This window comes from Micromonospora sp. NPDC048868, from assembly GCF_043198195.1.
GTDB classification, from domain to species: Bacteria; Actinomycetota; Actinomycetes; order Mycobacteriales; family Micromonosporaceae; genus Micromonospora; species Micromonospora reichwaldensis.
Genome location: NZ_JBICUN010000004.1, coordinates 1 through 25632 on the forward strand (window position 1 = coordinate 1; position 25632 = coordinate 25632).

24 protein-coding genes are annotated in these 25632 nt (G+C 75.2%); 9 read left to right on the forward strand and 15 right to left on the reverse strand.

Features of this window, described 5'->3' with window-relative positions; genetic code table 11:
- Positions 1-136: 136 nt before the first annotated feature.
- Positions 137-451 (reverse strand): co-chaperone GroES, encoded by a 315-nt coding sequence (gene groES / locus ACGFNF_RS07195; protein ID WP_088998427.1) that lies wholly within the window; start codon positions 449-451, stop codon positions 137-139.
- Between the two features lie 249 nt (positions 452-700).
- On the opposite strand from groES, the gene ACGFNF_RS07200 reads away from it, so the two are divergent.
- The 7 genes from ACGFNF_RS07200 to ACGFNF_RS07230 all read left to right on the forward strand — a co-directional run bounded on the left by ACGFNF_RS07200 (position 701) and on the right by ACGFNF_RS07230 (position 8148).
- Complete coding sequence (locus ACGFNF_RS07200; RefSeq protein ID WP_393166396.1) at positions 701-1924, forward strand: methyltransferase domain-containing protein; 1224 nt, start codon at positions 701-703, stop codon at positions 1922-1924.
- A gap of 97 nt (positions 1925-2021) precedes the next feature.
- Positions 2022-2501 (forward strand): Cys-tRNA(Pro) deacylase, encoded by a 480-nt coding sequence (ybaK, locus tag ACGFNF_RS07205; protein ID WP_393166398.1) that lies wholly within the window; start codon positions 2022-2024, stop codon positions 2499-2501.
- 193 nt (positions 2502-2694) lie between these two features.
- Positions 2695-3792 (forward strand): sugar ABC transporter substrate-binding protein, encoded by a 1098-nt coding sequence (locus tag ACGFNF_RS07210; RefSeq protein WP_393166400.1) that lies wholly within the window; start codon positions 2695-2697, stop codon positions 3790-3792.
- Positions 3793-3896: 104 nt separating this feature from the next.
- Positions 3897-4721: an ATP-binding cassette domain-containing protein gene (locus tag ACGFNF_RS07215; RefSeq protein ID WP_393166402.1), complete on the forward strand. Its 825-nt coding sequence runs from the start codon at positions 3897-3899 to the stop codon at positions 4719-4721.
- Positions 4718-5977 carry a sugar ABC transporter permease gene (locus ACGFNF_RS07220; RefSeq protein ID WP_393166405.1) on the forward strand — a complete coding sequence of 420 codons (1260 nt, stop codon included), beginning with the start codon at positions 4718-4720 and terminating at the stop codon, positions 5975-5977. Before ACGFNF_RS07215 ends, ACGFNF_RS07220 begins: the two co-directional genes overlap by 4 nt.
- Positions 5978-6005: 28 nt before the next feature.
- Positions 6006-7187, forward strand: coding sequence for an ROK family protein (locus ACGFNF_RS07225; RefSeq protein ID WP_393166407.1), 1182 nt, complete (start codon positions 6006-6008; stop codon positions 7185-7187).
- A 223-nt stretch (positions 7188-7410) separates the two neighbouring features.
- Positions 7411-8148 carry a DUF4142 domain-containing protein gene (locus ACGFNF_RS07230; RefSeq protein WP_393166410.1) on the forward strand — a complete coding sequence of 246 codons (738 nt, stop codon included), beginning with the start codon at positions 7411-7413 and terminating at the stop codon, positions 8146-8148.
- A gap of 703 nt (positions 8149-8851) precedes the next feature.
- On the opposite strand, the gene ACGFNF_RS07235 is transcribed toward ACGFNF_RS07230, so the two are convergent.
- The 14 genes from ACGFNF_RS07235 to ACGFNF_RS07300 all read right to left on the reverse strand — a co-directional run bounded on the left by ACGFNF_RS07235 (position 8852) and on the right by ACGFNF_RS07300 (position 23243).
- On the reverse strand, positions 8852-10432 hold the full coding sequence (locus ACGFNF_RS07235) for a Na+/H+ antiporter (RefSeq protein WP_393166412.1): 1581 nt from the start codon (positions 10430-10432) through the stop codon (positions 8852-8854).
- A 167-nt stretch (positions 10433-10599) separates the two neighbouring features.
- Positions 10600-12381 carry an ABC transporter ATP-binding protein gene (locus ACGFNF_RS07240; RefSeq protein WP_393166414.1) on the reverse strand — a complete coding sequence of 594 codons (1782 nt, stop codon included), beginning with the start codon at positions 12379-12381 and terminating at the stop codon, positions 10600-10602.
- On the reverse strand, positions 12381-14081 hold the full coding sequence (locus ACGFNF_RS07245) for an ABC transporter ATP-binding protein (RefSeq protein WP_393166416.1): 1701 nt from the start codon (positions 14079-14081) through the stop codon (positions 12381-12383). The genes ACGFNF_RS07240 and ACGFNF_RS07245 overlap by 1 nt, the downstream gene beginning before the upstream one ends.
- 103 nt (positions 14082-14184) lie before the next feature.
- On the reverse strand, positions 14185-14439 hold the full coding sequence (locus ACGFNF_RS07250; RefSeq protein WP_091627865.1) for a hypothetical protein: 255 nt from the start codon (positions 14437-14439) through the stop codon (positions 14185-14187).
- 17 nt (positions 14440-14456) lie between these two features.
- Complete coding sequence (gene tsaD, locus ACGFNF_RS07255) at positions 14457-15503, reverse strand: tRNA (adenosine(37)-N6)-threonylcarbamoyltransferase complex transferase subunit TsaD (RefSeq protein WP_393166418.1); 1047 nt, start codon at positions 15501-15503, stop codon at positions 14457-14459.
- On the reverse strand, positions 15496-15957 hold the full coding sequence (rimI, locus tag ACGFNF_RS07260; RefSeq protein WP_393166420.1) for a ribosomal protein S18-alanine N-acetyltransferase: 462 nt from the start codon (positions 15955-15957) through the stop codon (positions 15496-15498). The genes tsaD and rimI overlap by 8 nt, the downstream gene beginning before the upstream one ends.
- Entirely contained in the window at positions 15954-16631 is a 678-nt protein-coding gene (tsaB, locus tag ACGFNF_RS07265; RefSeq protein ID WP_393166422.1) for a tRNA (adenosine(37)-N6)-threonylcarbamoyltransferase complex dimerization subunit type 1 TsaB, read from the reverse strand. Before tsaB ends, rimI begins: the two co-directional genes overlap by 4 nt.
- Positions 16632-16825: 194 nt before the next feature.
- A complete protein-coding gene (locus ACGFNF_RS07270) occupies positions 16826-17776 on the reverse strand; it encodes a maleylpyruvate isomerase family mycothiol-dependent enzyme (protein ID WP_393166424.1) in 951 nt (316 codons plus the stop codon).
- Between the two features lie 29 nt (positions 17777-17805).
- A complete protein-coding gene (ung, locus tag ACGFNF_RS07275; RefSeq protein ID WP_393166426.1) occupies positions 17806-18507 on the reverse strand; it encodes a uracil-DNA glycosylase in 702 nt (233 codons plus the stop codon).
- 60 nt (positions 18508-18567) lie between these two features.
- Entirely contained in the window at positions 18568-19050 is a 483-nt protein-coding gene (gene tsaE, locus ACGFNF_RS07280; protein ID WP_151455726.1) for a tRNA (adenosine(37)-N6)-threonylcarbamoyltransferase complex ATPase subunit type 1 TsaE, read from the reverse strand.
- Positions 19047-20138, reverse strand: coding sequence for an alpha/beta fold hydrolase (locus ACGFNF_RS07285; RefSeq protein WP_393166428.1), 1092 nt, complete (start codon positions 20136-20138; stop codon positions 19047-19049). Before ACGFNF_RS07285 ends, tsaE begins: the two co-directional genes overlap by 4 nt.
- Positions 20135-21253 (reverse strand): alanine racemase, encoded by a 1119-nt coding sequence (gene alr / locus ACGFNF_RS07290; protein WP_393166430.1) that lies wholly within the window; start codon positions 21251-21253, stop codon positions 20135-20137. Before alr ends, ACGFNF_RS07285 begins: the two co-directional genes overlap by 4 nt.
- Positions 21254-21352: 99 nt before the next feature.
- Positions 21353-22822: an NAD(P)H-hydrate dehydratase gene (locus ACGFNF_RS07295; RefSeq protein WP_393166432.1), complete on the reverse strand. Its 1470-nt coding sequence runs from the start codon at positions 22820-22822 to the stop codon at positions 21353-21355.
- Between the two features lie 52 nt (positions 22823-22874).
- Positions 22875-23243, reverse strand: a complete 369-nt coding sequence (locus ACGFNF_RS07300) for a holo-ACP synthase (protein ID WP_132230942.1) — start codon at positions 23241-23243, stop codon at positions 22875-22877.
- 175 nt (positions 23244-23418) lie between these two features.
- Between ACGFNF_RS07300 and ACGFNF_RS07305 the strand changes: the two genes are divergently transcribed.
- Positions 23419-23715: a type VII secretion target gene (locus ACGFNF_RS07305; RefSeq protein ID WP_393166434.1), complete on the forward strand. Its 297-nt coding sequence runs from the start codon at positions 23419-23421 to the stop codon at positions 23713-23715.
- Positions 23712-25595, forward strand: a complete 1884-nt coding sequence (locus ACGFNF_RS07310) for an alpha/beta hydrolase (RefSeq protein ID WP_393166436.1) — start codon at positions 23712-23714, stop codon at positions 25593-25595. Before ACGFNF_RS07305 ends, ACGFNF_RS07310 begins: the two co-directional genes overlap by 4 nt.
- The last annotated feature ends 37 nt before the right edge of the window (positions 25596-25632 follow it).

A 25632-nucleotide genomic window follows, 5' to 3' on the forward strand; every position in this document is an offset into this window, starting at 1 on the left:
GGGGGCGTGACCCCGGGGGGGGCGCTGGGGCGGGGCGTCGGCCTCTACGTCCTTGATGTTCCCATTTTTTGCCCCTTCGACGCCCCGGCCCCCCGGCCCGGCGCGCCGGCCGGGGGCCACGACACTGATCGGTTGCTTACTTCTCGATGACCGCGAGGACGTCGCGGGCGGAGAGCACCAGGTACTCCTCGCCGGCGTACTTAACCTCGGTGCCGCCGTACTTCGAGTAGAGGACGGTGTCGCCGACCTTCACGTCGACCGGCACGCGGTTGCCCTTGTCGTCGATCCGGCCCGGGCCGACAGCGAGGACGGTGCCCTCCTGCGGCTTCTCCTTGGCGGTGTCGGGGATCACGATGCCGGAGGCGGTGGTGGTCTCGGCCTCGTTCGCCTGGACCACGATGCGGTCCTCGAGCGGCTTGATCGCAACCTTGGTCGCGGTAGTCACGGGCATACCCTCCCGGGTACTTGGTTTCGTTACCGGCCGGCATGCCGACCAGCGTCAATCTGCCACATGCCACCGGGCGGGGCCGTCGTCGCGGGTGCCGGTCCGCCTGGCGTTCAGCGCCCGGACCATGGGGCCCGGAAGCTGGCACCCTCGGGGTGAGAGTGCTAATCGCAGGTTATTCCTCGGCTAGCACTCCGTCAAGGAGAGTGCCAACCCGCCGGCCGGCGCGTCGGGTCCGCCGACCACAATGACCGGGTGAATCTCGACCAGTTCGCCGCCCTGCGTACGCCCGAGGGGTCGGCCGCGCTCGCCGCCGCCGCGCGGGTGGCCGGCGGCGATCCGCTGACCGCGGCGGCCGCGCTCCGCTCAACGGGGCTGCCGGCCGGCCTGGCGTCGGCCGCCCTCACCCAGGCCGAGCTGCGCCGCCGGGCGGTCGGCAAGTTCGGGCCGGCGGCGGCCGGGATGTTCCTCACCCGGGCCGGGCTGGAGCAGGCCACGCGGGGCGTCGTCGCGGCACGGCGGGCCGAGCGGCTGCGGGCCGCCGGGGTGCGCGTCCTCGCCGACCTCGGCTGCGGCCTCGGCGCGGACGCGCTCGCCGCCGCCCGCGCCGGCATCCGGGTGTACGGCGTGGAGGCCGACCCGCTGACCGCCGCGATGGCCGCCGCGAACGCCGAGGCGGCCGGGCTGGCCGAGGTGTTCACGGTGGAGTGCGGTGACGCCACGGCGTTCGACGTGGACCGGGTCGACGGGGTGTTCTGCGACCCGGCGCGCCGGAAGGCGGGCACCGGGCGGCGGATCTTCGACCCGAACGCCTACTCGCCGCCATGGGACTTCGTCGTCGGGCTGGCGGAGCGGGTGCCGCACACCGTCGTGAAGGTGGCGCCCGGCATCGACCACGCGCTGGTCCCGGCGGGCGCCGAGGCGGAGTGGGTGAGCGTCGACGGCGACCTGGTCGAGGCGGCCCTGTGGTGCGGCGAACTGGCGCAGGTCCCCCGCCGCGCCACCCTGCTGCGCGGCAAGGAAGGGCCCCCTGTCGACGCTTCCGGTAGCGGAAGGGTCCCCTGCCGTCAGGTGACGGGCTCCGGGGACGCCGAAGCAGCGGTCGGCCCGGCGCGCCGCTTCCTGTACGACCCCGACCCGGCGGTGGTCCGCGCGCACCTGGTCGCGGAGCTGGCCGAGACGCTGGGCGCGACGCTGGCCGACCCGAGCATCGCCTACCTCTACGCGGACGCGCCGACGCCGACGCCGTTCGCCCGCTGCCTGGAGGTCACCGACGTGCTGCCGTTCTCGCTCAAGCGGCTGCGGGCGCTGCTGCGGGAGCGCCGGGTCGGCCGGGTGGAGATCCTCAAGCGCGGGTCCGCGTTGGAGCCGGAGAAGCTGCGCCGGGACCTGCGGCTGACCGGGGACCAGGCGGCCAGCCTGGTGCTGACCCGGGTCGCCGGGGCGCCGACGGTGCTGGTCTGCCGGCCGGTCGGGTAGCGCGCGGAGGCGGCCGGGCGGCGGGCCCGTACCCGTGCCGGCAGCGTCCGGCCTTTTCGACTCGCGGGTCGTACGGGGTCGGGTTAGCTTGACCGTCATGGCGGGACAGGGCACTCCGGCGACCGCGCTGCTGACGAAGCGGAAGATCACCCACAGCACCCATCCGTACGACGTCTCCCCGGACGCGCCCCACTACGGCGCGCTCGTCGCGGCGGCCCTGGGGGTGCCGCCGGAGCGGGTCTTCAAGTCGTTGGTCGCCGAGGTCGACGGCGCGCTGACGGTGGCGGTCGTGCCGGTCACCGGCGAGCTGGACCTCAAGGCGCTCGCCGCGGCGGTCGGGGGCAAGCGGGCCGCCATGGCCGACCGGGCGGTCGCCGAACGGGCCACCGGCTACGTGCGCGGCGGGATCAGCCCGCTCGGCCAGCGCCGGCGGCTGCCCACGGTGCTCGATTCGTCGGCGCTCGACCATCCCACCGTCTACGTCTCGGCGGGCCGGCGCGGGCTCCAGCTCCAGCTCGCCCCGCAGGACCTCGTCGCCCTCACCGGGGCGGTCACGGCCCCGCTGTCGGCCCGCTGAGCTGCGCCGCTCCCGTCGTCTGCGGGAGAGCGCTCCCCGGTGGACGACGGCCGGGTGTCAGGGACGTTGCTGAATTGTTACTGCCGACAACAAACTCGCCACCTCGGCGCTCTTGTGCCCACGGCGCGAATCGGAATACGTTGCCGGACACAACAAACCAACATCATCCCCCACCCCCGAAAGGACCCTGCTGATGCGCAAGGGCTTCCTCACCTTCGCCGCCGTGGGCCTGCTGGCCGCCGGCGGCCTGACCGCCTGCGGCGACGACTCCGGTTCCGATGCCGGCGGCTCCACCGAGAAGAAGCCGAAGATCGGCGTGATCCTGCCGGACAGCAAGTCCTCCGCCCGCTGGGAGGGCGCGGACCGCAAGTTCCTGGAGGAGGCGTTCAAGGCCGCCGGCGTCGACTACGACATCCAGAACGCCCAGGGCGACAAGACGGCGTTCCAGACCATCGCCGACCAGATGATCACCAACGGCGTGACCGCCCTGATGATCGTCAACCTGGACTCCGGCACCGGCAAGGCCGTGCTCGACAAGGCGAAGTCCCAGGGCGTGGCGACCATCGACTACGACCGGCTCACGCTGGGCGGCTCGGCCACCTACTACGTCAGCTTCGACAACGAGGTCGTCGGCAAGCTCCAGGGCGAGGGCCTGAGCAAGTGCCTGACCGACAAGGGCGCCAAGAACCCGGTGGTGGCGTACCTCAACGGCTCGCCGACCGACAACAACGCCACCCTGTTCAAGAACGGGTACGACTCGGTGCTCAAGCCGAAGTTCGACTCGAAGGAGTACACCAAGGGCCCGGACCAGAACGTTCCGGAGTGGGACAACGCCCAGGCGGCCACCATCTTCGAGCAGATGCTGACCCAGACCGGCGGCAAGATCGACGGCGTGCTCGCCGCCAACGACGGCCTCGGCAACGCGGCCATCTCGGTGCTGAAGAAGAACAAGCTCAACGGCAAGGTCCCGGTGACCGGCCAGGACGCCACCCCGCAGGGCCTGCAGAACATCCTCTCCGGCGACCAGTGCATGACCGTCTACAAGGCGATCAAGGAGGAGGCGAAGGCCGCCTCGGACCTGGCCATCGCGGTCGCCAAGGGTGAGAAGAAGGAGACCGGCCAGACGGTCAAGGACCCGGAGGGCGGCCGGGACGTCCCGTCGGTCCTGCTGACCCCGAAGCTGATCTTCAAGGAGAACGTCAAGGACGTCATCGCCGACGGCTTCGTCACCAAGGACGAGGTCTGCGCCGGGGCGTACGCCAAGCTCTGCGCCGACGCCGGCATCAGCTGACCCGTACCCGATTCCACGCGCACGCCGCCCGGCACGGACCTGTGCCGGGCGGCGGTTCGCGCCGGACGGGATCCGAGACCTCCCCTCCACCTGAAGGAGCCCCCGTGTCCGCAACCCCCCTGCTGGAACTACGCGGGATCGACAAGAGCTTCGGTCCCGTCCAGGTCCTGCGCGACGTCGCCTTCACCGCCCACGCGGGCGAGGTGACCGCGCTGGTCGGCGACAACGGCGCCGGCAAGTCGACCCTCGTCAAGTGCATCAGCGGCATCCACCCCACCGACGCCGGCGAGTTCCGCTTCGACGGCCGGCCGGTGAGCATCAACAGCCCCCGCGACGCCGCCGCGCTCGGCATCGAGGTCGTCTACCAGGACCTCGCGCTCTGCGACAACCTCGACATCGTGCAGAACATGTTCCTCGGCCGGGAGAAGCGCAGCGGCATCGTGCTCGACGAGCCGACCATGGAGCAGATGGCCGCCGACACCCTCGCCGGGTTGAGCGTGCGGACCGTGAAGTCGCTGCGCCAGCACGTCTCCAGCCTCTCCGGCGGCCAGCGCCAGACCGTCGCGATCGCCAAGGCCGTGCTCTGGAACAGCAAGCTCGTCATCCTCGACGAGCCGACCGCCGCGCTCGGCGTCGCGCAGACCGCCCAGGTGCTCGAACTGGTCCGGCGGCTCGCCGACAACGGCCTCGCCGTGGTGCTCATCTCGCACAACATGAACGACGTCTTCGCCGTCTCCGACCGGATCGCCGCGCTCTACCTCGGCCAGATGGTCGCCCAGGTGAAGACCACCGACATCACCCACTCACAGGTCGTCGAGCTGATCACCGCCGGCCGCTCCGGCGGGCTCGGGCTCGCCGCCGAGCCGGCCAACGGCGGCAACGGGCACGGCGCGGAGCCGACCGAGAGCAACGCAGGAGGCGTCCGATGACCACCACCGTCGTGCAGAAGGACGGCCCGGGGGCCGTCACACCGCCGCCCACCCTCGGCAGCCACGTCCGCAACTACGTCAGCCGGGTACGGGGCGGCGACATCGGTGCGCTGCCCGCCGTACTCGGACTGGTCGTGCTCTGCACGGTCTTCTCGATCATGCGGCCGTCGTTCCTCACCGCCGGCAACTTCGCCAACCTGTTCACCCAGGGCGCCGCGGTCACGCTGATCGCCATGGGGCTGGTCTTCGTCCTGCTGCTCGGCGAGATCGACCTCTCCGCCGGCTTCGCCAGCGGGGTCTGCGCCGCCATCCTCGCCAACGTCGTCACCGTCCTCGGCTACCCGTGGTACGTGGCCGTGCTCGCCGCCATCGTCACCGGCGTGGCGATCGGCACCACCCTCGGCTTCCTGGTGGCGAAGATCGGCATCCCGTCGTTCGTGGTGACCCTCGCCGGGTTCCTCGCCTTCCAGGGCATCGTGCTGATGCTCATGGAGGAGGGCACAAACATCTCGGTCCGCGACGACGTGCTGGTCGCCATCGCCAACCGCAACCTCTCCCCCGTACTCGGCTGGGTGCTGGCCGCCGTGGCGGTCGCCGGCTACGCGGCCGTGCAACTGCTCCGGCACCGTACGCGGGCCGCCCGGGGCCTGGTGACCGACCCGATCGCGGTGGTGTTCGCCCGGATCGGCGGGTTGGCGCTCATCCTCGGCGCGGCGGTCTTCATCCTCAACCTGGAGCGCAGCCGCAACATCGTGATCAGCTCCCTCAAGGGCGTGCCGATCGTGGTGCCGATCATCGCCGTGCTGCTGGTCTTCTGGACCTTCGTGCTCCAGCGCACCAGCTACGGCCGGCACGTCTACGCGGTGGGCGGCAACAAGGAGGCGGCCCGCCGGGCGGGCATCAACGTGGACCGCATCCGCATCTCGGTCTTCGTGATCTGCTCCTCGATGGCCGCCGTCGGCGGCATCGTCGCCGCCAGCCGGGCCAACTCGGTGGACCCCAACACGGGTGGCAGTAACGTACTGCTCTACGCGGTCGGCGCGGCCGTCATCGGAGGCACCAGCCTCTTCGGCGGCAAGGGCCGGGTGCTGGACGCCGTCCTCGGTGGCGCGGTCGTCGCGGTCATCGACAACGGGATGGGCCTGATGGGATACAGCTCGGGGGTGAAGTACGTGGTCACCGGCGTGGTGCTGCTGCTCGCCGCGAGCGTGGACGCGTTCTCCCGCCGGCGTTCCACCGCCACCGGCAACCGCTGACCGCGCGGCACCGGAAGTGACGACGGCGATGCGCGCAGGACCGAGCCAGGACGAGATCCGCCGGCAGAACCTGGGCGCGTTGCTGCGGTACGTGCACGTGCACGGGGCCACCACCCGTGCCGAGCTCACCACCACGCTGGGGCTCAACCGCAGCACCATCGGCGCGCTGACCGCCGACCTGGCCGGCGCCGGGCTGGTCAGCGAGGGGACGCCGAAGGAGACCGGCCGGGCCGGGCGGCCGTCGCTGGTCGTCCGGCCCGAGTCGGACCGGGTGCACGCGTACGCGTACAGCATCGAGGTGGACCGGCTGCGCGCCGCGCGGATCGGTCTCGGCGGCGCGGTGCTCGACCGCCGGGAGCTGGACCGCCCCCGGGGCCTGACCGCCGCGGAGGCCGCCCCGCTGCTGGCCGGGGCGGTCAAGGAGATGCAGCAGAGCGCGCCGGCGGACGCCGTCTGCGTCGGCGCGGGCGTCGCGGTCTGCGGCATGGTCCGCCGCGACGACGGGCTGGTCCGGCTGGGCCCGACCACCGGATGGGTGGACGAGCCGATCGGCGCGGCACTCGGCGCCGAGCTGGGCTGCGACGTGCCGGTCACGGTCGGCAACGTGGCCGACGTGGCGGCCTTCGCCGAGCACGCCCGGGGCGCGGCGGCCGGCTGCGACAACGTCATCTACCTGTACGGGGACGTGGGCGTCGGCGCCGGCATCATCGCCGGTGGGCGCCGGCTGACCGGGCACGGCGGCTACGGCGGCGAGGTCGGCCACATGGTGGTCGTCCGCGACGGCGCGCCCTGCGAGTGCGGCTCCCGGGGCTGCTGGGAGACCGAGATCGGCGAGCACGCGCTGCTGCGCGCGGCCGGCCACTCCGACGCGCGGGGCCGCGACGCGCTGCTGGCCGTCTTCGACGCCGCCGACCGGGGCGACCTGCGGGCGCAGACGGCGGTACGCCAGGCCGGCGACTGGCTCGGCTTCGGAGTGGCCAACCTGGTGAACATCTTCAACCCGGAGATGGTCATCTTCGGCGGCGGCATGCGGGACCTCTACCTCGCGGCGGCGGCCCAGGTCCGCAGCCGGCTCAACTCGATGGCCCTGCCCGCCTGCCTGGAGCACGTCCGGCTGCGCACACCGAAGCTCGGGGACGACGCGGCGCTGATCGGCGCCGCCGAACTGGCCTTCGAACGCCTGCTGGCGGACCCCCTCGACGTCGGCTGACCGGCCCCGCCCGTGCCGTGCCGTGCCGTGCGGTGCCGTGCGGTGCCGTTCGGTTCCGTGCCGTGCCGTGCCGTGCCGGCGGATGGTGGACAGGTGCCGGCGCCGGCGGCCGGTCCGGTGAACCGATCGGTCGGTCCTTCCGTACCAGTGCGCGGACGGGCGAAGGCGGAGGCGTCGCCCGGCCCGGACTCGTTTCGGACCGGACCGAGGAGACACCACGGACATGACACCGCTCAGATCCGCCCGTCGCCGACAGGGACACCGCAGCAGTCGCCTGGCGGCGCTGCTCGTCACGATCGCCGCCGGGCTCGGGGTGCTGCCCGGCGTGGCCGTCGCCGCACCGGGCGGTCAACAGCTCAACGCGGCCGACGCCGCCCTGCTCAACGGGGTACGCCTGGCCGGGCTCTGGGAGATGCCGGCCGGGCAGCTGGCCGCCGACAAGGGGCAGAGCGCGAAGGTACGCGAGATCGGCGCCGGCATCGCCACCGAGCACGAGGAACTGGACCGGCTCACGGTCGAGGCGGCCAACAAGCTCGGGGCGAGCATCCCGAGCGACCCGACGGCCGAGCAGAAGGGCTGGCTGACGGAGATGCAGAACGCCTCCGGCGCCCGCTTCGACCAGATCTTCGTCACCCGGCTCCGGGTCGCCCACGGCAAGATCTTCCCGGTCATCGGGGCGGTCCGCGCCAGCACCCGCGACCCGGTGATCCGCAAGCTCGCCGACGACGCCAACCGGTTCGTCCTGCACCACATGCAGATGCTGGAGAGCACTGGGCTGGTGCGCTGGCCGGAACTGCCGCCGGCCGCCCTGCCCGCCCCCGGCGACGACGGCCTGCTCGCCGCCGCCTCCGCCAACTCCGGCCCGCCGATGGGAGTCAGCAGCACGGTGGTCTGGCTGGTCTTCCTCGCCGCGCTCGGCACGGGAGGCGTCGCCACGTACCGCATCCTGCGCCGCACCTGACCACGGCGTCCTCCGGCGGCCACGGCCGGGAGGCCGTCGAACCGCAGGGGATTCTGGCGCCCTGGCGGCCTGGCGGCTGGCGGCTGGCGTGCGGAGGCTTGGCGGTGTGGCAGCCTGGCACCTCGGCGGCCTGGCACCTCGGCGGTGTGGCGGCTGGGCGGTGTGGCTGCCTGGCTGTCGCGGCCCTGCTGCTGCCGTCCTTCTGTTCGCAGCCCGGCCACCGACGTTACTTTCGGTAATCGCCAGGGGTGTCACACCGTCGCCACCGGGCACTCGCCTCGCACCCTTTGCTCTGCAGCCATCCACGCACCAGCTACGGACGGTGGCTGGTGCATCTGCGGCTGCAGAGCAAAGGGCGCGTGAGCACAATCGGCCGGCTCGGTGATCGAGAGAAGAAATCGCTGGTCAGCGGACTAAGCGCTGAATCGTGGCCGCTTGCGCTTGAAAGCCGGACAGATTCGACTACCGTGCGTGACATTTTCGGCCCCTCACGAGCATCATCACGATGAGTTATCAGCGGCAGGGTCCGCGCAGCAGTCGGCCGCGTGCCGGCACGCCGGTGCGGCCCGCAGGCCCGCGCGACCCGCGCACCCGGCAGGCCCGCACACCCGCACGCCCCGGCTGCCCGCACGCCCCGGCTGCCCGCACGCCCCGGCACGCCCGCACGCCCGGCCCGCACGCCCGGTGCGACGGCCGGGCACGGCTACTCGTTGACCTCCGGGCCCAGCAGGCGGATCTCCTCGATGTCGAGGACGGCCTGCAGCTCCCGCAGGACGATGTCGTCGATCTCGTTCGTGTCCCGCAGCCTGGTGATCTCGCGCCGCTTGTGTTCGAGCACGGCCAGCCGCAGTCGCCGGTCGAGGTCCCGGGCCTGCTCCGCCGACCGGATCTCCTCGTCGGTGGAGCGGATGTCGTCGAGGTGCTGCTCGTAGTCCGCCCGGATCCGGTCGACCGCGTCCGGCGCCGCGCCGAGCCGGTCCGCGACCTCGGGCAGCACCGCCAGCGCGGCCTCGGTGGCCCGCACCCGGGCCAGCCGCAGCTCGCCGACCCGCCGGGTGTCGCCGACCAGGCCCGCCCACCCGACGACGGCGGGCAGCGTGGTGCCCTGGATCAGCATCGTCAGCAGGATGACCACGGCGGTGGCGAAGATGATCAGATCACGCTCGTGCACACGGGTGCCGGTGGGCGTGGTCACCGGCACCGCGAGGGCAGCCGCGAGAGAAACCGCGCCCCGGAACCCCGCCCACCCGGCCGCCGTCCGCACCCGCCAGTCGACCCGCTCGTCCTGCTCCGCCGCCCGGCGGTCGACGACCAGGAAGGCGAACGCCGCCAGGTGGACCCACACCATCCGGGTCAGCACGACCACGCCTGTCACCACCACCGCGATGGCCATCGCCCGCATCGCCGACAGGCTGGTCACGTCGCGCAGGGCGCGCGGGATCTGCATCCCCAGGAGCACGAAGAGCCCGCCGTTGATCAGGAACGTGGCGAGGTCCCAGAAGCCGTACGCCAGCACCCGGGAGCGGGCCCGGATGACCCGGGGGGCGGCGTACGCCAGCACGAGACCCGCGACCACCACCGCCAGGACGCCACTGGCGTGCACGAGCTCGGCGAGGAGGAACGCGACGAACGGCGTGAGGACGCTCAGCGCGCCCTCGCGCAGCGGATCGTCGAGCCGACGCCGGAGCAGGATCACCGCCCAGCCGACCAGCAGGCCGGCAACCACGCCACCGGTCGACGCGAGGACGAACCGCTCGGTCAGCCCGAGCAGCCCCGGCTCGGTGCCGCCCACGATCAGGCCCAACCCGACGGAGAAGAGCACCAGCGCGGTGCCGTCGTTGATCAGGCTCTCCGCGTGCAGGGTGGTCAGGATCCGGCGCGGCATCCGTTTGGCCAGGCCGGCGACCGCCGCCGCGTCGGTCGGCGCGAGCACCGCGCCGAGCACCCAGGCGGCGGCCGGGTCCACGCCGAACCGCTGCACGACGAGCGACACCGCCACCATCGTCGCCACCACCAGCCCCACCGCGAGCAACGCGATCGCGAGCAGGTTCTTGCGGATCTCGCGCAGGCTGGTGGTGATGCTCTCCTTGTAGAGGATCGCCGGCAGGAACAGCAGCAGCACCACGTCGGGCTCCAGCACCACGTGGGACAGCGGCGGCAGGAGCGCGAGCAGCGCGCCCATCGTGATGAGCAGGACCGGGGGCGCCACGCTGTACCGTCCGCCGAGGGTCGTGCCGACCAGCACCGTGACGCCCAGCACCACGATCAGTTCGAGACCGCCCACGCCGCACCCCCGTCACCGCCGACGGCACGGTGACGGGTACGCGCCGGTCGCCTGCCGCTCCACCATCGTGGTACGGCGGTCCGGCGCGGCACCCTCGAACAGGGAAACAGGCACCGCCCGCCGGCATCGACGGCGACGGCCCCGGACACGGCGCGCCGCGCGGCGCGTCAGGAGCCGGTGCCGTGCCAGGAGCGCCAGAGGGCCGCGTAGGAGCCGTCGGCTGCGACCAGTTCGTCGTGCGAGCCGATCTCGGCGATCCGGCCGTCCTCCACCACCGCCACCCGGTCGGCGTCGTGCGCCGAGAAGAGGCGGTGCGCGATGGCCACGACCGTACGGCCCTGGAGGACGGCCGCGAGGGACCGCTCCAGGTGCCGGGCGGCGCGGGGGTCGATCAGCGAGGTGGCCTCGTCCAGCACCAGGGTGTGCGGGTCGGCCAGCACCAGCCTCGCCAGCGCGAGCTGCTGCGCCTGCGCGGGCGACAGCGGGTGCCCGCCGGCACCGACCACGGTGTCCAGCCCGTCCGGCAGCCCGTCGGCCCACTCCAACGCGTCGACGGCGGCCAGCGCCGACCGCACGGCCGCCTCGTCGGCGCCCGGTCGCACCATCGCCACGTTCTCCCGCAGCGTGCCGATGAAGACGTGGTGCTCCTGGGTGACCAGGGCGACGTGCGTACGCAGCTCGGACAGGGGCAGCTCGTCGAGTCGCCGACCGGCCACCGTGACCGAGCCGGTACGGGGCGCGTGCACCCCGGCGAGCAGCCGGCCGAGCGTGGACTTGCCGGCGCCCGAGGGGCCCACCATGGCCAGCTTCTCCCCCGGCTCCGGCAGCAGGGTCACCCCGTGCAGCACGTCCCGGCCCTCCCGGTACGCGTACCGGACGTCCCGGGCGGCGAGCCGCCGCTCCCGGAGTGGCGGAGGATCGGGCGGGCCCGCAGGACCCGCGGCGGGCCGGGTCGGGGAGCCGGCCGGCGGGTCGGCGTCGGCCACCCCGAGCAGGCGCGCCATGGAGGCGCCGCCGACCTGCAACTCGTCCAGCCAGGAGAGCAGCCGGTCGACCGGGTCGATCAACGCCTGCACGTAGAGCGTCGCGGCGGTGACCTCGCCGAGGCTCACCCAGCCCTTCAGGTAAAACCAGCCGCCGATGATCAACGTGGCCACCACCGGCAGCACGTAGCCGATCTCGGCGATCGGGAAGAACACCGTGCGCAGCCGCAGGGTGTAACGCTCGGCCGCGTACGACCGGCGGATGTCGGCGTCGGTGCGGGCCCGGCGGCGCGCCTGCTGCCGCAGCGCCTCCGTGGTCCGCGAACCCTCGACGGTCTCGCTGATGCCGTCGGTGATGTCGGAGTAGGCGGCGTTCTCCCGCAGGTAGCCGGCGGGGGCGCGGCGCAGGTACCAGCGGGTGCCGGCCCACAGCAGCGGCACCGCGAGCAGGCAGGGCAGCGCGAACAGCGGATCGACGAGGAGCAGCGCGCCGACGATGAAGCAGCCGGTGACGATCGCGATCAGCGTCTCCGGCACCGCGAACCGGACCGTCCGCGACAGCGCCGAGACGTCCCGGGACGTCCGGGTGAGCAGGTCGCCCGTGCCGGCCCGCTCCACGGTGGCCAGCGGCAGCGCCAGGATCCGGTCGACGAACTCCTCGCGCAGCTCGGCCAGCACCCGCTCGCCGAGCCGGGCCGACGCCAGGTGGGCGAAGCGGACCAGCACCGACTGCACCAGCACGAACCCGGCGATCAGCAGGGCGATGCGGTCCACGGTGACGCCGGACGTGCCCCGGGAGATCCCCTCCACCAGGTCGCCGAGCAGCCACGGCGCGACCAGGCCGGCCGCGGCGGCCAGCGCGTGCAGGCCGAGCGCGGCCCCGAGCGCCCTCGGATGCCGGCGGGCCAGCGTGCGGGCGTAGCGGCGCACCTGGCGCCCGTCGGCGACCGGCAGTGCGGTGGCCATCAGTCCTCCCCTCGGCTGACCGTCGCCCGGTAGCGCGGCTCGCCGTCGAGCAGTGCGGTGTGCGTCCCCTCGGCCACCACCTTGCCGTCCTCCACGAAGATCACGTGGTCGGCGCGGTGCAGCACGAGCGGGCTGGTGGTGCAGACCAGGGTGGTCCGGCCCGCCCGGGCGGCGCCGAGCCGGTCCGCGATGCGGGCCTCGGTGTGCGCGTCCACGGCGCTGGTCGGCTCCACAAGCAGCAGGATCTCCGGGTCGGCGACCAGTGCCCGGGCCAGCCGCAGCCGCTGCTGCTGGCCGCCGGAGAACTCCCGGCCGCGCTCGGCGACCGCGCTGTCCAGCCCCGCCGGCAGGGCCTCGACGATGTCGGTCGCGCTCGCCGCCGTCAGCGCCGCCGCGACCGTCGCGTCGTCGACCCGGTCGTGCGGGTCCAGCTCCGCGCGGAGCGGGCCGGTGAACAGGTGCGCGTCGTTGTCGGCCACCAGGATCCGCTCCCGCACCGTCGCCAGCGCCACCTCCCGCAGCGGTACGCCGTGCAGCGTGGCGTCCGAGTCGACGTACCGGCCGAGGCGGTCCACGACCGCCGCCGCGTCCTCGGGGGCGGTGGCGGCGAGCGCGGTGAACCGGCCCGGCCGTATCGTCACGCCGGAGGCCACGTCGACCAGCTCGCCGGGGCCGTCCGGCAGGGCGGCCGGGCGGGCCGGGTCGAGCAGTTCCGGGGTGAGTCGCAGCAGCCGCACCACCCGCCGGGCGGCGACGTGCCCCCGGGTCAGCTTGTCCACCGCCTCGGTGAGCTGCCGCAGCGGGCTGACCAGGAACGCCGTGTAGCCGTAGAACGCCACCAGCTCACCGGCGCTGATCTCGCCGCGCAGCGCGAACCGGGCGCCCAGCCAGGTGACCAGCACCAGGAACGCCCCCGGGAGCAGCACCTGGGCCGCCTCCAGCAGCGACTCGATGCGGGCCACCCGCAGGCCGTCGGCGCGCAGCGCCTGCGACCGCGACCGGTAGCGGGCGGAGAGCATCGGCTCGCCGCCGACGCCGCGCAGCACCCGCAGCCCGGAGACGATGTCGCCGGCCCGGGCGGTCAGCGCCCCCTCCGAGTCCCGGTACGCCTGCTGCTGCCGGTGCAGCGGCCGGATGAGCAGCCCGACGACCGCCATCAGCAGCGGCACGCCGAGCACCACGACCAGCCCGAGCGGCACGGAGGCGCCGAGCAGGATCACCCCGACGGTCGCGATGGCGACGATCGCGCCGGTGCCCCGGGCGGTGATGTCGATCGCCGCACCGATCTGGCTGATGTCGGCCGTACCGATGCTCACCACCTCGCCGGCGGAGACCCGGCGGGGCAGCGCGGCGCCGAGCCGGTTCGCCGCGCCCACGGTCAACTGCACCGTCCGGTACGCCCCGGCGAGGAAGTTGTGCACCGCGCAGTAGTGCCGCAGGATCCCCGCGGCGGCCTGGAACACGCCCAGCCCGAGCAGCACCAGCCCCCAGGTGAGCAGCGCCTCCTCGTCGCGGCGGGTGAGCCCGTCGACGGCCCGGCCGACGGCCGCCGGCACCAGCGCCTGGGCGACCATCCAGACGACGCCCAGCAGGATGCCGACGGTGAGCAGCGCCTTGTGCCGCCCGGCCAGCCACACGAGGTAGCGGGTCGCCGAGCGGATGTCGGGTACGCCGGGGTCACCGGCCGGTGAGAAACGCATGGCCCACCGACGCTAGGTGGCGGGCCGGTCACCCCGCCAACCAATTACCGCCTCGGCGTGCCGCGGCTCACGTGTCCTCCGCCGTCGCCCGGCCGGCCCGGCCTCAGCGGTCGACCTGCGTGAAGTCCCAGGAGTGCGGCGGGCGGGCCAGCAGCGTCGCCGGCGGCTCCGGCAGCGGACGCGGGTTGCTGCGCCACTTGGAGATGACCACCACCCGGTGGTCGGTGGAGGAGAACACCTCGCTGGACAGGTGCATCGGGTCGTGCTCGAACTCCGGCAGGGCGGTGTCACACACCCAGGTGATCAGGTCCGCGGCGCCGTACGGCTCCGCCCGCGCCTCCCACATCCGCACGATCACGTCAGCCATCCTCGGGTTCAGACGCTGACTGTCGTCAGCGGCATGGCGGAGTCGGCGGGCAGGTCCAGCCGGCTCGGCGCGACACCCGAGGCGACCAGGTGCGAGCCGAGGGCGGCGACCATCGCGCCGTTGTCCGTGCAGAGCCCGGGGCGGGGCACCCGGACCCGGATGCCGTACGCGGCGGCGCGGTCCTCGGCCATCACCCGCAGCCGGGAGTTGGCCGCCACGCCCCCGCCGATCACCAGCGTCTCGACGCCGGTGGTCCGGCAGGCGTCCAGCGCCTTGCGTACCAGCACGTCGCAGACCGCCTCCTGGAAGGACGCGGCCACGTCGGCGACGGGCACCGGCTCGCCGGCACGCTGCCGCGCCTCGACCCACCGGGCCACCGCCGTCTTGAGCCCCGAGAAGGAGAAGTCGTAACGGTGGGCGGCGAGGTCCTTGGGGGCGGTCAGGCCGCGCGGGAAGCCGATGGCGGCCGGGTCGCCGGCCCGGGCCTCCCGGTCGATGTACGGGCCGCCGGGGAACGGCAGCCCGAGCAGCCGGGCCACCTTGTCGAACGCCTCGCCGGCCGCGTCGTCGATGGTGGCGCCGAGCGGGGTGACGCCCCGGGCCAGGTCGTCGACGAGCAGCAGGGAGGAGTGCCCGCCGGAGACCAGCAGGGCGATCGCCGGCTCGGGCAGCGGGCCGTGTTCCAGGGTGTCCACGGCGACGTGCGCGGCCAGGTGGTTGACGCCGTAGACCGGCTTCTCGGCGGCGAGCGCGTAGCCCTTCGCGGCGGCCACCCCCACCAGCAGCGCGCCGGCCAGCCCCGGCCCGGAGGTGACCGCGATCGCGTCGATGTCGGCGAGGGTCACCCCCGCCTCCTTCAACGCCCGGTCCATTGTCGGCACGATGGCCTCCAGGTGGGCCCGGCTGGCCACCTCGGGCACCACGCCGCCGAAGCGGGCGTGCTGCTCGACGCTGGAGGCGAGCGCGTCGGCCAGCAGGGTGTGCCCGCGCACGATGCCGACCCCGGTCTCGTCGCAGGAGGTCTCGATGCCGAGGATCAGGGGTTCGTCAGTCATCGCTCACATCCTGCGTGCGCTGCATGACCAGCGCGTCGGTGTTGCTCGGTTGGTAGTAGCCGCGCCGCACGCCGATCGGCTCGAAGCCGTACGTCGCGTAGAGCTTCTGGGCGGGGGCGTTGTCCGCCGCGACCTCCAGCAGGACGCTGCGGAGGCCGAGCCGGGCGGCCTCGGCGAGCAGCGCCTCCAACAGGATCCGCCCGACGCCGCGCCGCTGGGCGTCCCGGCGCACCGCGACGTTCTGCACCCACGCCTCGTCGGGCGGAGCCACGGCGAGCCCGGCGTAGCCGAGCAGGTCGCCGTCGTCGCCGGTGGCGACCAGGTAGAAGTGCCCGTTGGCCAGCTCGTTCCAGAACATCGCCGCCGACCACTGCTCGGCGCCGAACAGGTCCGCCTCGATCGGCAGCACCTCGTCGACGTGCCACCACCGGAACCGCTCCAGCCGAACCGTCACGGCAGCACCGGCTTGCGGGCCGTCGCCGCCACGGCGTCCGGGCGGCGCAGGTAGAGCGGGGTGAGCGCCTCCGAGGGGGCGCCGGCCCGGATGCGCTCGGCGGCCAGGGTCGCCAGCACGGCCGCGTCCGGGTAGCGGGGCTCGTCCCGCACGGGCAGGCCGAGCGCGTCCGCGTACCGGTGCGCGCCGTCGCCGACCGCGGCCGTGACGGCCAGGCCGCGGGCGCGCTCGGCGGCGACCGCCGGCACGGACACCTCCGGGCCGACGATCCGCTGGCCCGCGCCGTCGTAGACCGCCCAGTAGATCTCCCGGCGGCGCGCGTCGCTCGCCGCCAGCACCGGCTCGCCGGCGGCCGCCGGGTGACCGATGGCGTCCAGCGAGCAGACACCGTACGTCGGGACGCCCAGCACCTGGCCGATGGTGGCGGCGGTGACCAGCCCCACCCGCAGCCCGGTGAACGGGCCGGGGCCGAGGCCGGCGACGATCGCGCCCAGGTCGGCCGGGCGGGCACCCGCCTCGGTGAGCACGGCGTCGACCTGCGGCGCGAGCAGTTCACCGTGGGCGCGGGCGTCGACCGTGCAGCGGTACGCGCGGGTCGCGACACCGTCCGCCGCGACCTCCACCAGCGCCGCGGTCACCGCGGGGGTCGAGCTGTCCACCACCAGTACGAGCACGGTGAGCCAGCCTAGTCGCCCCCGTGGTCACCCCCGGTCACGCCCCGGCCAGGTGGGACGAGCGGCGAGGCCGGTGGCGCGGGCGGGCCGGCGAGCGGTTGACGGCAGGGCCGGCGGGCGGGACGGGCGGGCGGGGTCAACTCGGGGTGCGGAACTTGCGCAGGAAGGCCGGCGGGCGGGACGGGCGGGCGGGGTCAACTCGGGGTGCGGAACTTGCGCAGGAAGGCCGGCAGCAGCCAGGGGCGCCGCCCGCTGACGCGCACCTTGCCGGTGAGCAACGCCCGGGGGCGGCTGACCCGACCGAACATCATCAGGTTGAGCGTGCCGGGATCGTGGTGGATCCGGGCGTCGGCCCGTGCTCCGGGATCGGCGAACGTCATCCGCCCCCGGTGCAGCAGGAGCCGGACCGGGGCCGCGTACGCCGAGCGGAACTCGACCACGACGGGGCGTTCGCTCGGCGGCGCGCCGCCGTCGATGAGCCGCCCGTAGCCGTGCCGGACCACGCCGGCCACGAACAGCTCCATGAACAGCGCGGCGTCCCGGCCGGGGAGCGACCACGGCCGCCCGGCGACGCGGGCGACGTCGTGACCGTGGATGAGCAGCTCGTTGACCAGGTGCGCGCAGAGGCCGGCGAGGGGCACCCGGGCCCCGCCGAGCCAGGGCACCGTCTCGTCGGGGCGCTGCCCCTCGCAGACGGCCAGGAGCCGCCCGACGTCGGCCCGCAACCGGTCGGCCAGGGCCTGCGGCTCGCGCTCGGTGAGGTGCCGCAGCAGCACGTCGTTGAAGTCCGCCACCGTGTCGACGGTGACGTCCGGGAGCTGCCGGTGCAGACCCGGCACCGGCAGGGGCGGATGGTCCGGGTCCACGAGGCACGCGTAGTACCACGCCAGGGAGCCCACGTGGGCCAGCGTGTCGGCCACCGACCAGTGGGCGGTGGCCATGGCCCCGGGTGGGGTGGCGCGGACCAGGTCGAGGAAGCGGTCGGTCTGCTCCGCCAGCGCCGTCCGCGCCACCCGCCACCGCTGTTCGCTGACCGTCGCCGCCATCGCCGCCTCCCGGCTCGCGTCGCTGCTCGGCGAGGTCGGCACCGCCACGGCGTACGCGCCGACCGACCGCTCGCAGCACAGGCTACAACGGACGGTCACCGCCCGGTGACCGCGAAAGTGCGCAGCTGTCAGCCGGCGGAGCGCTCCCAGTCGACCGTGGGCAGGCCGGCGTCGGCGAGCGCCTTGTTGGCCGCGCTGAACGGGCGGCTGCCCAGGAAGCCGCGCGGGTTCATCGGGCTGGGGTGCCCGGCCTCCAGCACCACGTGCCGCGGGTTGGTGACCAGCGCCGCCTTCTTGCGCGCGTAGCCGCCCCAGAGCAGGAAGACCACGCGGGAGTCCAGCGCGTCGAGCGCCCGGATGGTGGCGTCGGTGAACTCCTCCCAGCCGCGGTTGGCGTGCGAGCCCGGCGTGGCCTCGCGGACGGTGAGCACGGCGTTGAGCAGCAGCACGCCCTGCGCCGCCCAGCCGCTCAGGTTGCCGCTGCGCGGCTTCGGCACGCCGAGGTCCTCGCCCAGCTCCTTGAAGACGTTGCGCAGCGACGGGGGCACGCTCACGCCCTCCCGGACGCTGAAGCTGAGCCCGTGCGCCTGGCCCGCCTTGTGGTAGGGGTCCTGCCCGAGGATCAGCACCCGGCAGTCGGCCGGCGCGCAGAGCCGGTAGGCCGAGAAGAGGTCCTCGACCGGCGGGAAGACGGTGCGGGTCGCGTACTGGCCCGCGACGAACTCGGCCAGCGCGGCGGTGCGGGCCGGGTCGAGGTGCGGGGTGAGCACGGCACGCCAGTCCTCCGGCAGCAGCGCCAGCAGGTCCAGGGTGGGGGCGTCGTCGGGCATCGGCAACCTTTCGCCTGTCGGGTCCGTCCCGCGCACTCTAGGCAGCCGGTACGACAGCGCTCACCCGAGGGCGGTCAGGCGCTGCGCCCAGTCGCCGCCGACCGGCTCCAGCTCGACCACCCGGGTGTCGTCGTCGCGCCGGTCGACGCGTACCCGCAGGTGGGCGTCGACGAGCTGCTCGACCAGGCCCTCGCCCCACTCGACAACGGTCACCGACTCGTCCACCGAGGCGTCCAGGTCGAGGTCGTCGATCTCGGCGCGCGGGTCGGCGGCGTCCCCCAGCCGGTACGCGTCGGCGTGCACCAGCGCCACCGTGCCGCCCCGGGCCGGGTCGGGCCGGTGCACCCGGGCGATCACGAAGGTGGGCGAGGTGACATCCCCGAGCACCCCGAGCCCGGCCCCGAGGCCCCGGGTCAGCGCGGTCTTGCCGGCGCCGAGCGGCCCGGTCAGCAGCAGCAGGTCGCCGGCGCGCAGCAGCCCGGCCAGCCGCCGCCCGAACTCGTGGGTGTCGTCGACGGTCGGCAGCTTCACGACGTGGCTCACAACGCCTCCAGGAACCGCAGCAGCGCCGCGTTGACCTCGTCGGCGTGCTCCAGCATCACCACGTGCCCGCTGTCGGAGATCTTGACGAACTCGGCGTGCGGCAGTCGCCGGACGATCTCCTCGGAGTGCGTCACGGGGGTGATCATGTCCTTGTCGCCGACGACCACCAGCACGGGGGTGTCCGCCAGCGCGGCGAGCGCCGGGAACCGGGAGTGCGTGGCCAGCGTCCGCAGGTAGCGCGTCACCGTGTCGGCGGAGGTGCGGGAGTTCATCGTCTCGACGTACGACACCAGGGCCGGGCTGGGCTGGCGGGTGCCGAAGCCGTACTTGCGGGTGAGCAGCCAGGCCACGTTGGTGGTGGATCTGCGCGCCCGGTCGATCACCGGGCCGCCGTAGCGGGTGACGTTGCCGACCATGTGCAGCACCGGCGCGCCGACCCGGCCGAGCAGGGCGGGCGCGACCAGCTTGGTCTCGGCGATCAGGCCGCCCGAGGTGGCCATCAGCACGGTGCCCACGACCCGGTCGCCGAACAGCTCCGGAAACAGTTCGGCGAACGCCATGATGGTCATTCCGCCCATCGAGTGGCCGACCAGCACCAGCGGCCCCTCCGGGGCGGTCCGGTCGATCACCTCGCGCAGCGTCCGGCCGAGGGCGGTCAGGTCGTACTCGCCGGTCTCCAGCCGCCCCGACCGGCCGTGCCCTGGCTGGTCGTAGGCGACGATCCGGTGCTCGCCCCGCTCGGCGAGCAGCTTGCGCTGGAAGTGGAAGGTGCCCATGTCGAGGCAGAAGCCGTGCACCAGCACCACGGTCGGGTTGCCGGGCACGGGCCGGGTCGGCTCCACCACCTCGACGTGGATGTCGGTGCCGTCGGGCATCTTCAGCCGGAAGGAGTCGTCGTACCGCTGCTCGCCGAAGACCTCTCCGGCGTACCGGTCGGTGGGGTCGGCCTTGAGCTTGCGGACCAGGGCGCGTTCGGTGGCGACGCCGGCCGCGAGCCCGGCGGCGGCGACCCCGACGGCGGCCAACGCGCCGATTGCCGCCTTGGCGTGTCCGGTACGCGGCAGCGGGATGCGGGAACGGGTCGTCACGGGCGCTCGCCGTCGTAGACGCGGGGCACCCGGGTGCTGCCGAACCGCGTGACGATCTCGTAGTTGATGGTGCCGACCGCCTCGGCCCAGTCGTCGGCGGTGGGCCCGCCGTCGGCCCCGCTGCCGAAGAGGGTGACCTCGTCGCCGGCGGCCACCGGGTCGTCGCCGCAGTCGAGCACGAACTGGTCCATGCAGACCCGGCCCGAGATCGTCCGGCGCTTGCCGCCGAGCTGCACCGGGCCGCTGTTGGAGGCGTGCCGGGGCACCCCGTCGGCGTAGCCGAGCGGCACCACCGCGAGGTTCGCCGCCCGCTCGGTGGTGTAGGTGTGCCCGTACGAGACGCCGGAGCCGGCGGGGACGCGCTTGGCGAGCATCACCCGGGCGCGGGCGGTCATCGCCGGGCGCAGCCCGTAGCGCTCGCCGGCCACCGGGGAGAGGCCGTAGACGGCCAGCCCCGGCCGGACCAGGTCGAAGTGGGTGTCCGGCCGGGTCAGGGTGGCCGCCGAGTTGGCCAGGTGCCGGTAGCGCGGCCGCAGGCCGGCCTGCTCGGCCATGCCCAGCCCCTCGTGGAAGACGGCGATCTGACGGTCGATGGTCGGGTGGCCGGGCGAGTCCGCGTACACGAAGTGGCTCCACACCCCGACCACCTCGACCAGGCCGTCGGCCTGCGCCTTGGCGGCGGCGTCGAGCAGGGCCGGCCAGTCGGCGACGGTCGCGCCACCCCGGGCCAGCCCGGTGTCGATCTTGAGGTGCAGCCGGGCCGGCCGACCGGCGGCGCGGCCCGCCGCGACCATCTCGTCGAGCTGGGGCAGGCTGGCGACGCCGAGGTCGACCCCGGCGGCGACGCCCTCGTGCAGCGGCAGCCCGGGCGCGAGGAGCCAGGCCAGCACCGGCACGGTGATCCCGGCCCGGCGCAGCGTGAGCGCCTCGTCGAGCGTGCAGACCCCCAGCCAGTCGGCTCCGGCGTCGAGGGCGGCGCGGGCGGCCGGGATCATGCCGTGGCCGTAGCCGTCGCCCTTCACCACCGCCATCAGCTCGGCGGCGGTGCCGGACCTCAGCCGGCTCACGTTCTCGCGGATCGCGTCCAGGTCCACGCGTACCTCGGCCTGCCACATGCCCCCAGCCTACTTTCCACGCCGATCCCCTCGGCCGAGGCCGGCGCAGCCGGTGCCGCCGGCACAGGAGCCACCGCCAGCGTGGCCGGTGCCGCCGGTTCAGCCGAGGCGGGCGAGGACCGGGCGGAGGGCGTCGGCCACGTCGGGCGCCGTCACCGGCCCGCCCCGGGCCGCCTCCCGGCCGGCCAGCCCGTGCAGGTACGCGGCGGCGGCCGCCGCCCGCTCCGGGGGCAGCCCGGCGGCGAGCAGCGAGCCGAGCAGCCCGGCCAGCACGTCGCCGGTGCCGCCGGTGGCCAGCGCCGGGGTGCCGGTCGGGTTGACGTACGCCCGGCCGTCCGGCGTGCCGATCACCGTGCGGTCGCCCTTGAGCAGCACCACCGCGTTCATCCAGGCGGCCAGCCGCAGGGTGGCGGCCACCCGGTCGGCGCCCGGTTCCTCCCCGCAGAGCCGGGTGAACTCGCGGTCGTGCGGGGTGACCACGATCGGGGCGTCCCGCGTGCGCAGCCGGCCGGCGAGCGAGCCGTCGACCAGCAGCGTCAACGCGTCGGCGTCGAGCACCACAGGCACCGGGGCGGCGAGCACCGCCCGCAGTTCCCCGGCGGCCTCCTCGCCGGTGCCGAGGCCGGAACCGCAGACCCACGCCTGCACCCGCCCGGCGTCGGCGACCCGGCCGGTCGCGATCACCGACGGGTGCCGGCGCAGCACGTCGGCCCGGGCCGAGCCGGCGTAGCGGACCAGGCCGGTCGGGCCGGCCAGCGCCCCCGCGACGGAGAGCACGGCCGCGCCAGGGTAGGTCGCTGAGCCGGTCGCGACGCCCACCACGCCCCGGCTGTACTTCTCCGAGGCCGGGCCGAGCCGGGGCCACCAGTCGACGACGTCCGACCACTCGGTCACGCCCAACGCCGGGCTGCCCCGCAGCCACGGCTCCAGCCCGATGTCGACCAGCTCCACCTCACCGGCGAGCGCGGCGGCCGGGCCCACCACCAGGGCGGGCTTCAGCGCGCCGAACGCCACCGTCACGTCGGCCCGCACCGCGCTGGGGCGGCCCGACGCGGTCAACGGCACTCCCCCGGTGTCGACCGCGACCCCGCTGGGCACGTCCACGGCGACCACGGCGGCCGGTGCGCCGTCGCGCCCCCGGTGCCGCACGAGGCTGGCGGCGAGCTGGTCGGCGGTGTCCCGCAGCCCGCCGCGCCCGCCGATCCCCACGATGCCGTCCAGCACCAGGTCGACGGTCCCCGGCGGCCGGTCGACGACCCGCCCGCCCGCGGCCCGCAGCGCGGCCAGCCCCTCCGCGTGCGCCCGGCCGGGGGCCAGCAGCAGCGCCGACACGGCGGCACCCCGCCGGGCCAGGTGCGCGCCCGCGAGGAGCGTGTCGCCGCCGTTGTCGCCCGAGCCGACCAGCAGCAGCACCCGCGCGGCGTAGACGCCGCCCCGGTCGGCCAGCAGCAGCGCGCAGCGGCGGGCCAGCCCGGCCGCCGCGCGCTTCATCAGCGTCCCGGGCGGCAGCGTGGCCATCAGGCCCGCCTCCGCAGCGCGTACGTCCGCGACCCGCCAGACCGATCTCATGCCACCCCGTCCCGTCCGACTCCCGGCGCGCCGCGACCCGGCACGCCCCCGATCACCGCTCCGCGACCACCATCGCCGAGGCGATCCCGCCGTCGTGCGACAACGAGAGATGCCAGCGGTTGACCCCGCGCTCGGTGGCCGCCGCCGCGACCGTGCCGGAGACGGTCAGCCAGGGCCGGCCGTCCGGGTCCGGCACGACCTCGCAGTCGTGCCAGCTCAGGCCGGCCGGGGCGCCGAGCGCCTTGGCGACCGCCTCCTTGGCCGCGAAGCGGGCGGCCAGCGACTCGGGCGAGCGCGGGTTGCCGGAGCGGGTGCACCGCTCGGCCTCCGTGAAGAGCCGGTCGGCGAGCAGCGGTGTCCGTGCCAGGGCCTTGGCGAACCGCTCGACGAGGACGACGTCGATGCCGACAGCGACGATCACCCGCTCACCCTACCGGCGCGGGCGGCCGCAGATTAGCCCTCGGCGCCGCGCGCGGCAACGCCTGTGGACGACGCGGCCGTACGCGGGCGGGCCGTCGTCCACAGGCCACGCGCGGGGGTGTGGACGACGCCTAGCGTCGCGGCCGTCGATGTTTTCGCGAGGCGGGGGGCCGAGGATGACCGATCAGCCGTTGACCGTACGACCGGACGCGCTGCGCCGGGCCGCGCGGGGGCTCGACGACGACGCGTACCGGCTGGCGCACGGGCTGGCCGGGGCGTCCGGGCTGGTGGTGCCGGCCCCGGAGTGGTCGACCGGGGCGGCGTCGGCCGGGCTGGAGTCGGCCGTGCACGCCTGGTTCGGCGGGCTCGGCGCCCGGGTGGCCCACACGGCCGGGGCGGTCCGTTCCGCCGCCGAGGCGTACGAGGCGGTGGACGACCGGGCGGCCGGCCGCCTCACCGCGCTGCCCCGGTGAACGCGCCGGCACCCCCGGCGCCGGGGCGGTCGGCCCCGGCCGGGCACGCGGCGCGCCCGGTCCCGCCGGCGCCCCCGGCACGCCCGGCGTCCCCGGCACGCCCTACGCCGCCGACGCGCCCGGCGCACCCCGCCGACCGCGCGGCGGACGTCGGCTACCGGCAACTGTGGGCCGCCGATCCCGACGCGTGGCGGGCGGCCGGGGTGGCCTGGCGGGGGCTGACCGGCCCGGTGGCGCGGCGGGCCGACGAGCTGGCCGCCGGCGCGGCGGTGCTGCGGTCCGGCTGGTCGGGCGGGGCCGGCGTCGCCGCCGACGCCCGGCTCGCGGCCCTGCGCACCGAGCTGACCGCCGTCTCCCCCGCCCTGATCGAGGCAGACCAGGTGCTGGCCGAGTTCGCCGGCCGGCTGGCCGCCGCCAAGGCCCGGCTCGCCGCCGCGGTGGCCCGCGCCGACGCGGCCGGACTGCTGGTCGACCGGCAGGGCCGGGTCACCGCCGACCCCGCCCGCGCACCGGCGACCGCACGCCCCGGGACGGGCGCGTCCGGGGCCGGCGCACCCGTGGTCCGCACGCCCGGGGCCGGGACGACCGGGGCCGGCGCGTCCGGAGCCGGAGCGCGCGGGGCCGGCGCACCCGGGGCCGGCGCGGGCGGAGCCAGCGCGGCCGGGGCGGGCGGAGCCGGGGCGGGAGAGGTGGGTGCGGCGATCCGGGCGGCGCTGGAGCTGGCCGGTGCGGCCGACCGGGAGGCCGCCGGCCGGCTGGACGCGCTGGCCGGCGCCGCCCGCGCGGGCTGGGCCGAGCGGCCGCCGCCCGGCCGCCCGAAGGCCGGCGCCGACCCGGCCTCGGTGCGGGCCTGGTGGGCCGGGCTCACCTCCGCGCAGCGCCGGTGGCTCGTCGCGCACGAGCCGGGGCTCCTCGGCCGCCTCGACGGGGTGCCGGTGGCCGCCCGCGACCAGGCCAACCGGCTGCTGCTCGGGGCGCGGCGGGAGGAACTGCTGGCCGCGCGGCGACGGCTGCTGGAGCGGGTGCCGCGCGGGCCGGTCGAGCTGGCCGGGCTGTCGCGGATCGGGAAGTCCCTGGCCGGGCTGGACGCGCTGGCCGCCCGCCTGGCGGGCGACGAGCAGCCCCGGGCGTACCTGCTGGGGCTGGGCACGGGCGGCGAGGGACAGGCGGTGGTGGCGCTGGGCAACCCCGACCGGTCGGCCCGGGTGCTGACCTACGTGCCGGGGATGACCGCCGGACTGCACGACGTGCCTGGCGAGTTGGGTCGCGCGGCCCGGGTGCTGGCCCGCTGCGCCGCCCTCGCCCCCGAGGAGGAGGCCGCCGCGGTGCTCTGGCTGGACTACGACGCCCCCGACTTCCTGCACGAGGCGGCGTGGCCGGGCCAGGCCCAGAACGCCGGCCCGGCGCTGCACCGGTTCCAGGAGGGGCTGCGGGAGACCCACGACGGGCCGCCGGGCCGGCAGACCGTGCTCGGGCACAGCTACGGCTCGCTGGTGGTCGGCACGGCCGCCCGCGACCACGGGCTGGCCGCCGACGCGCTGGTCTTCGTCGGCTCGCCCGGGGTGGGGGTCGCGCACGCGGGCGAGCTGGGCGTGCCGCCCGGGCAGGTCTGGGCGAGCACCGCGCCGGACGACGTGATCCGGTGGGCCCGGTCGCCGGACGAGCTGGCCCGCCGGTCCCTGCTGGGCGCGTCGCCGGTCGGCCCGGCGATCGGGGCGCTGCTCGGCGCGCCGGAGCGGGAGCTGTGGTTCGGGCAGGACCCGTCCCACCCGGGCTTCGGCGGGCGTACGTTCCCCAGCGGCCGGCACGGCCACACGGGCTACTGGGCGCCCGACAACCCGGCCCTCGACGGGATGGCCCGGGTGGTGCTCGGCCGCTGACCCGCGCAACGCGGCGGGCCCCGCCCACCGGCGCGGT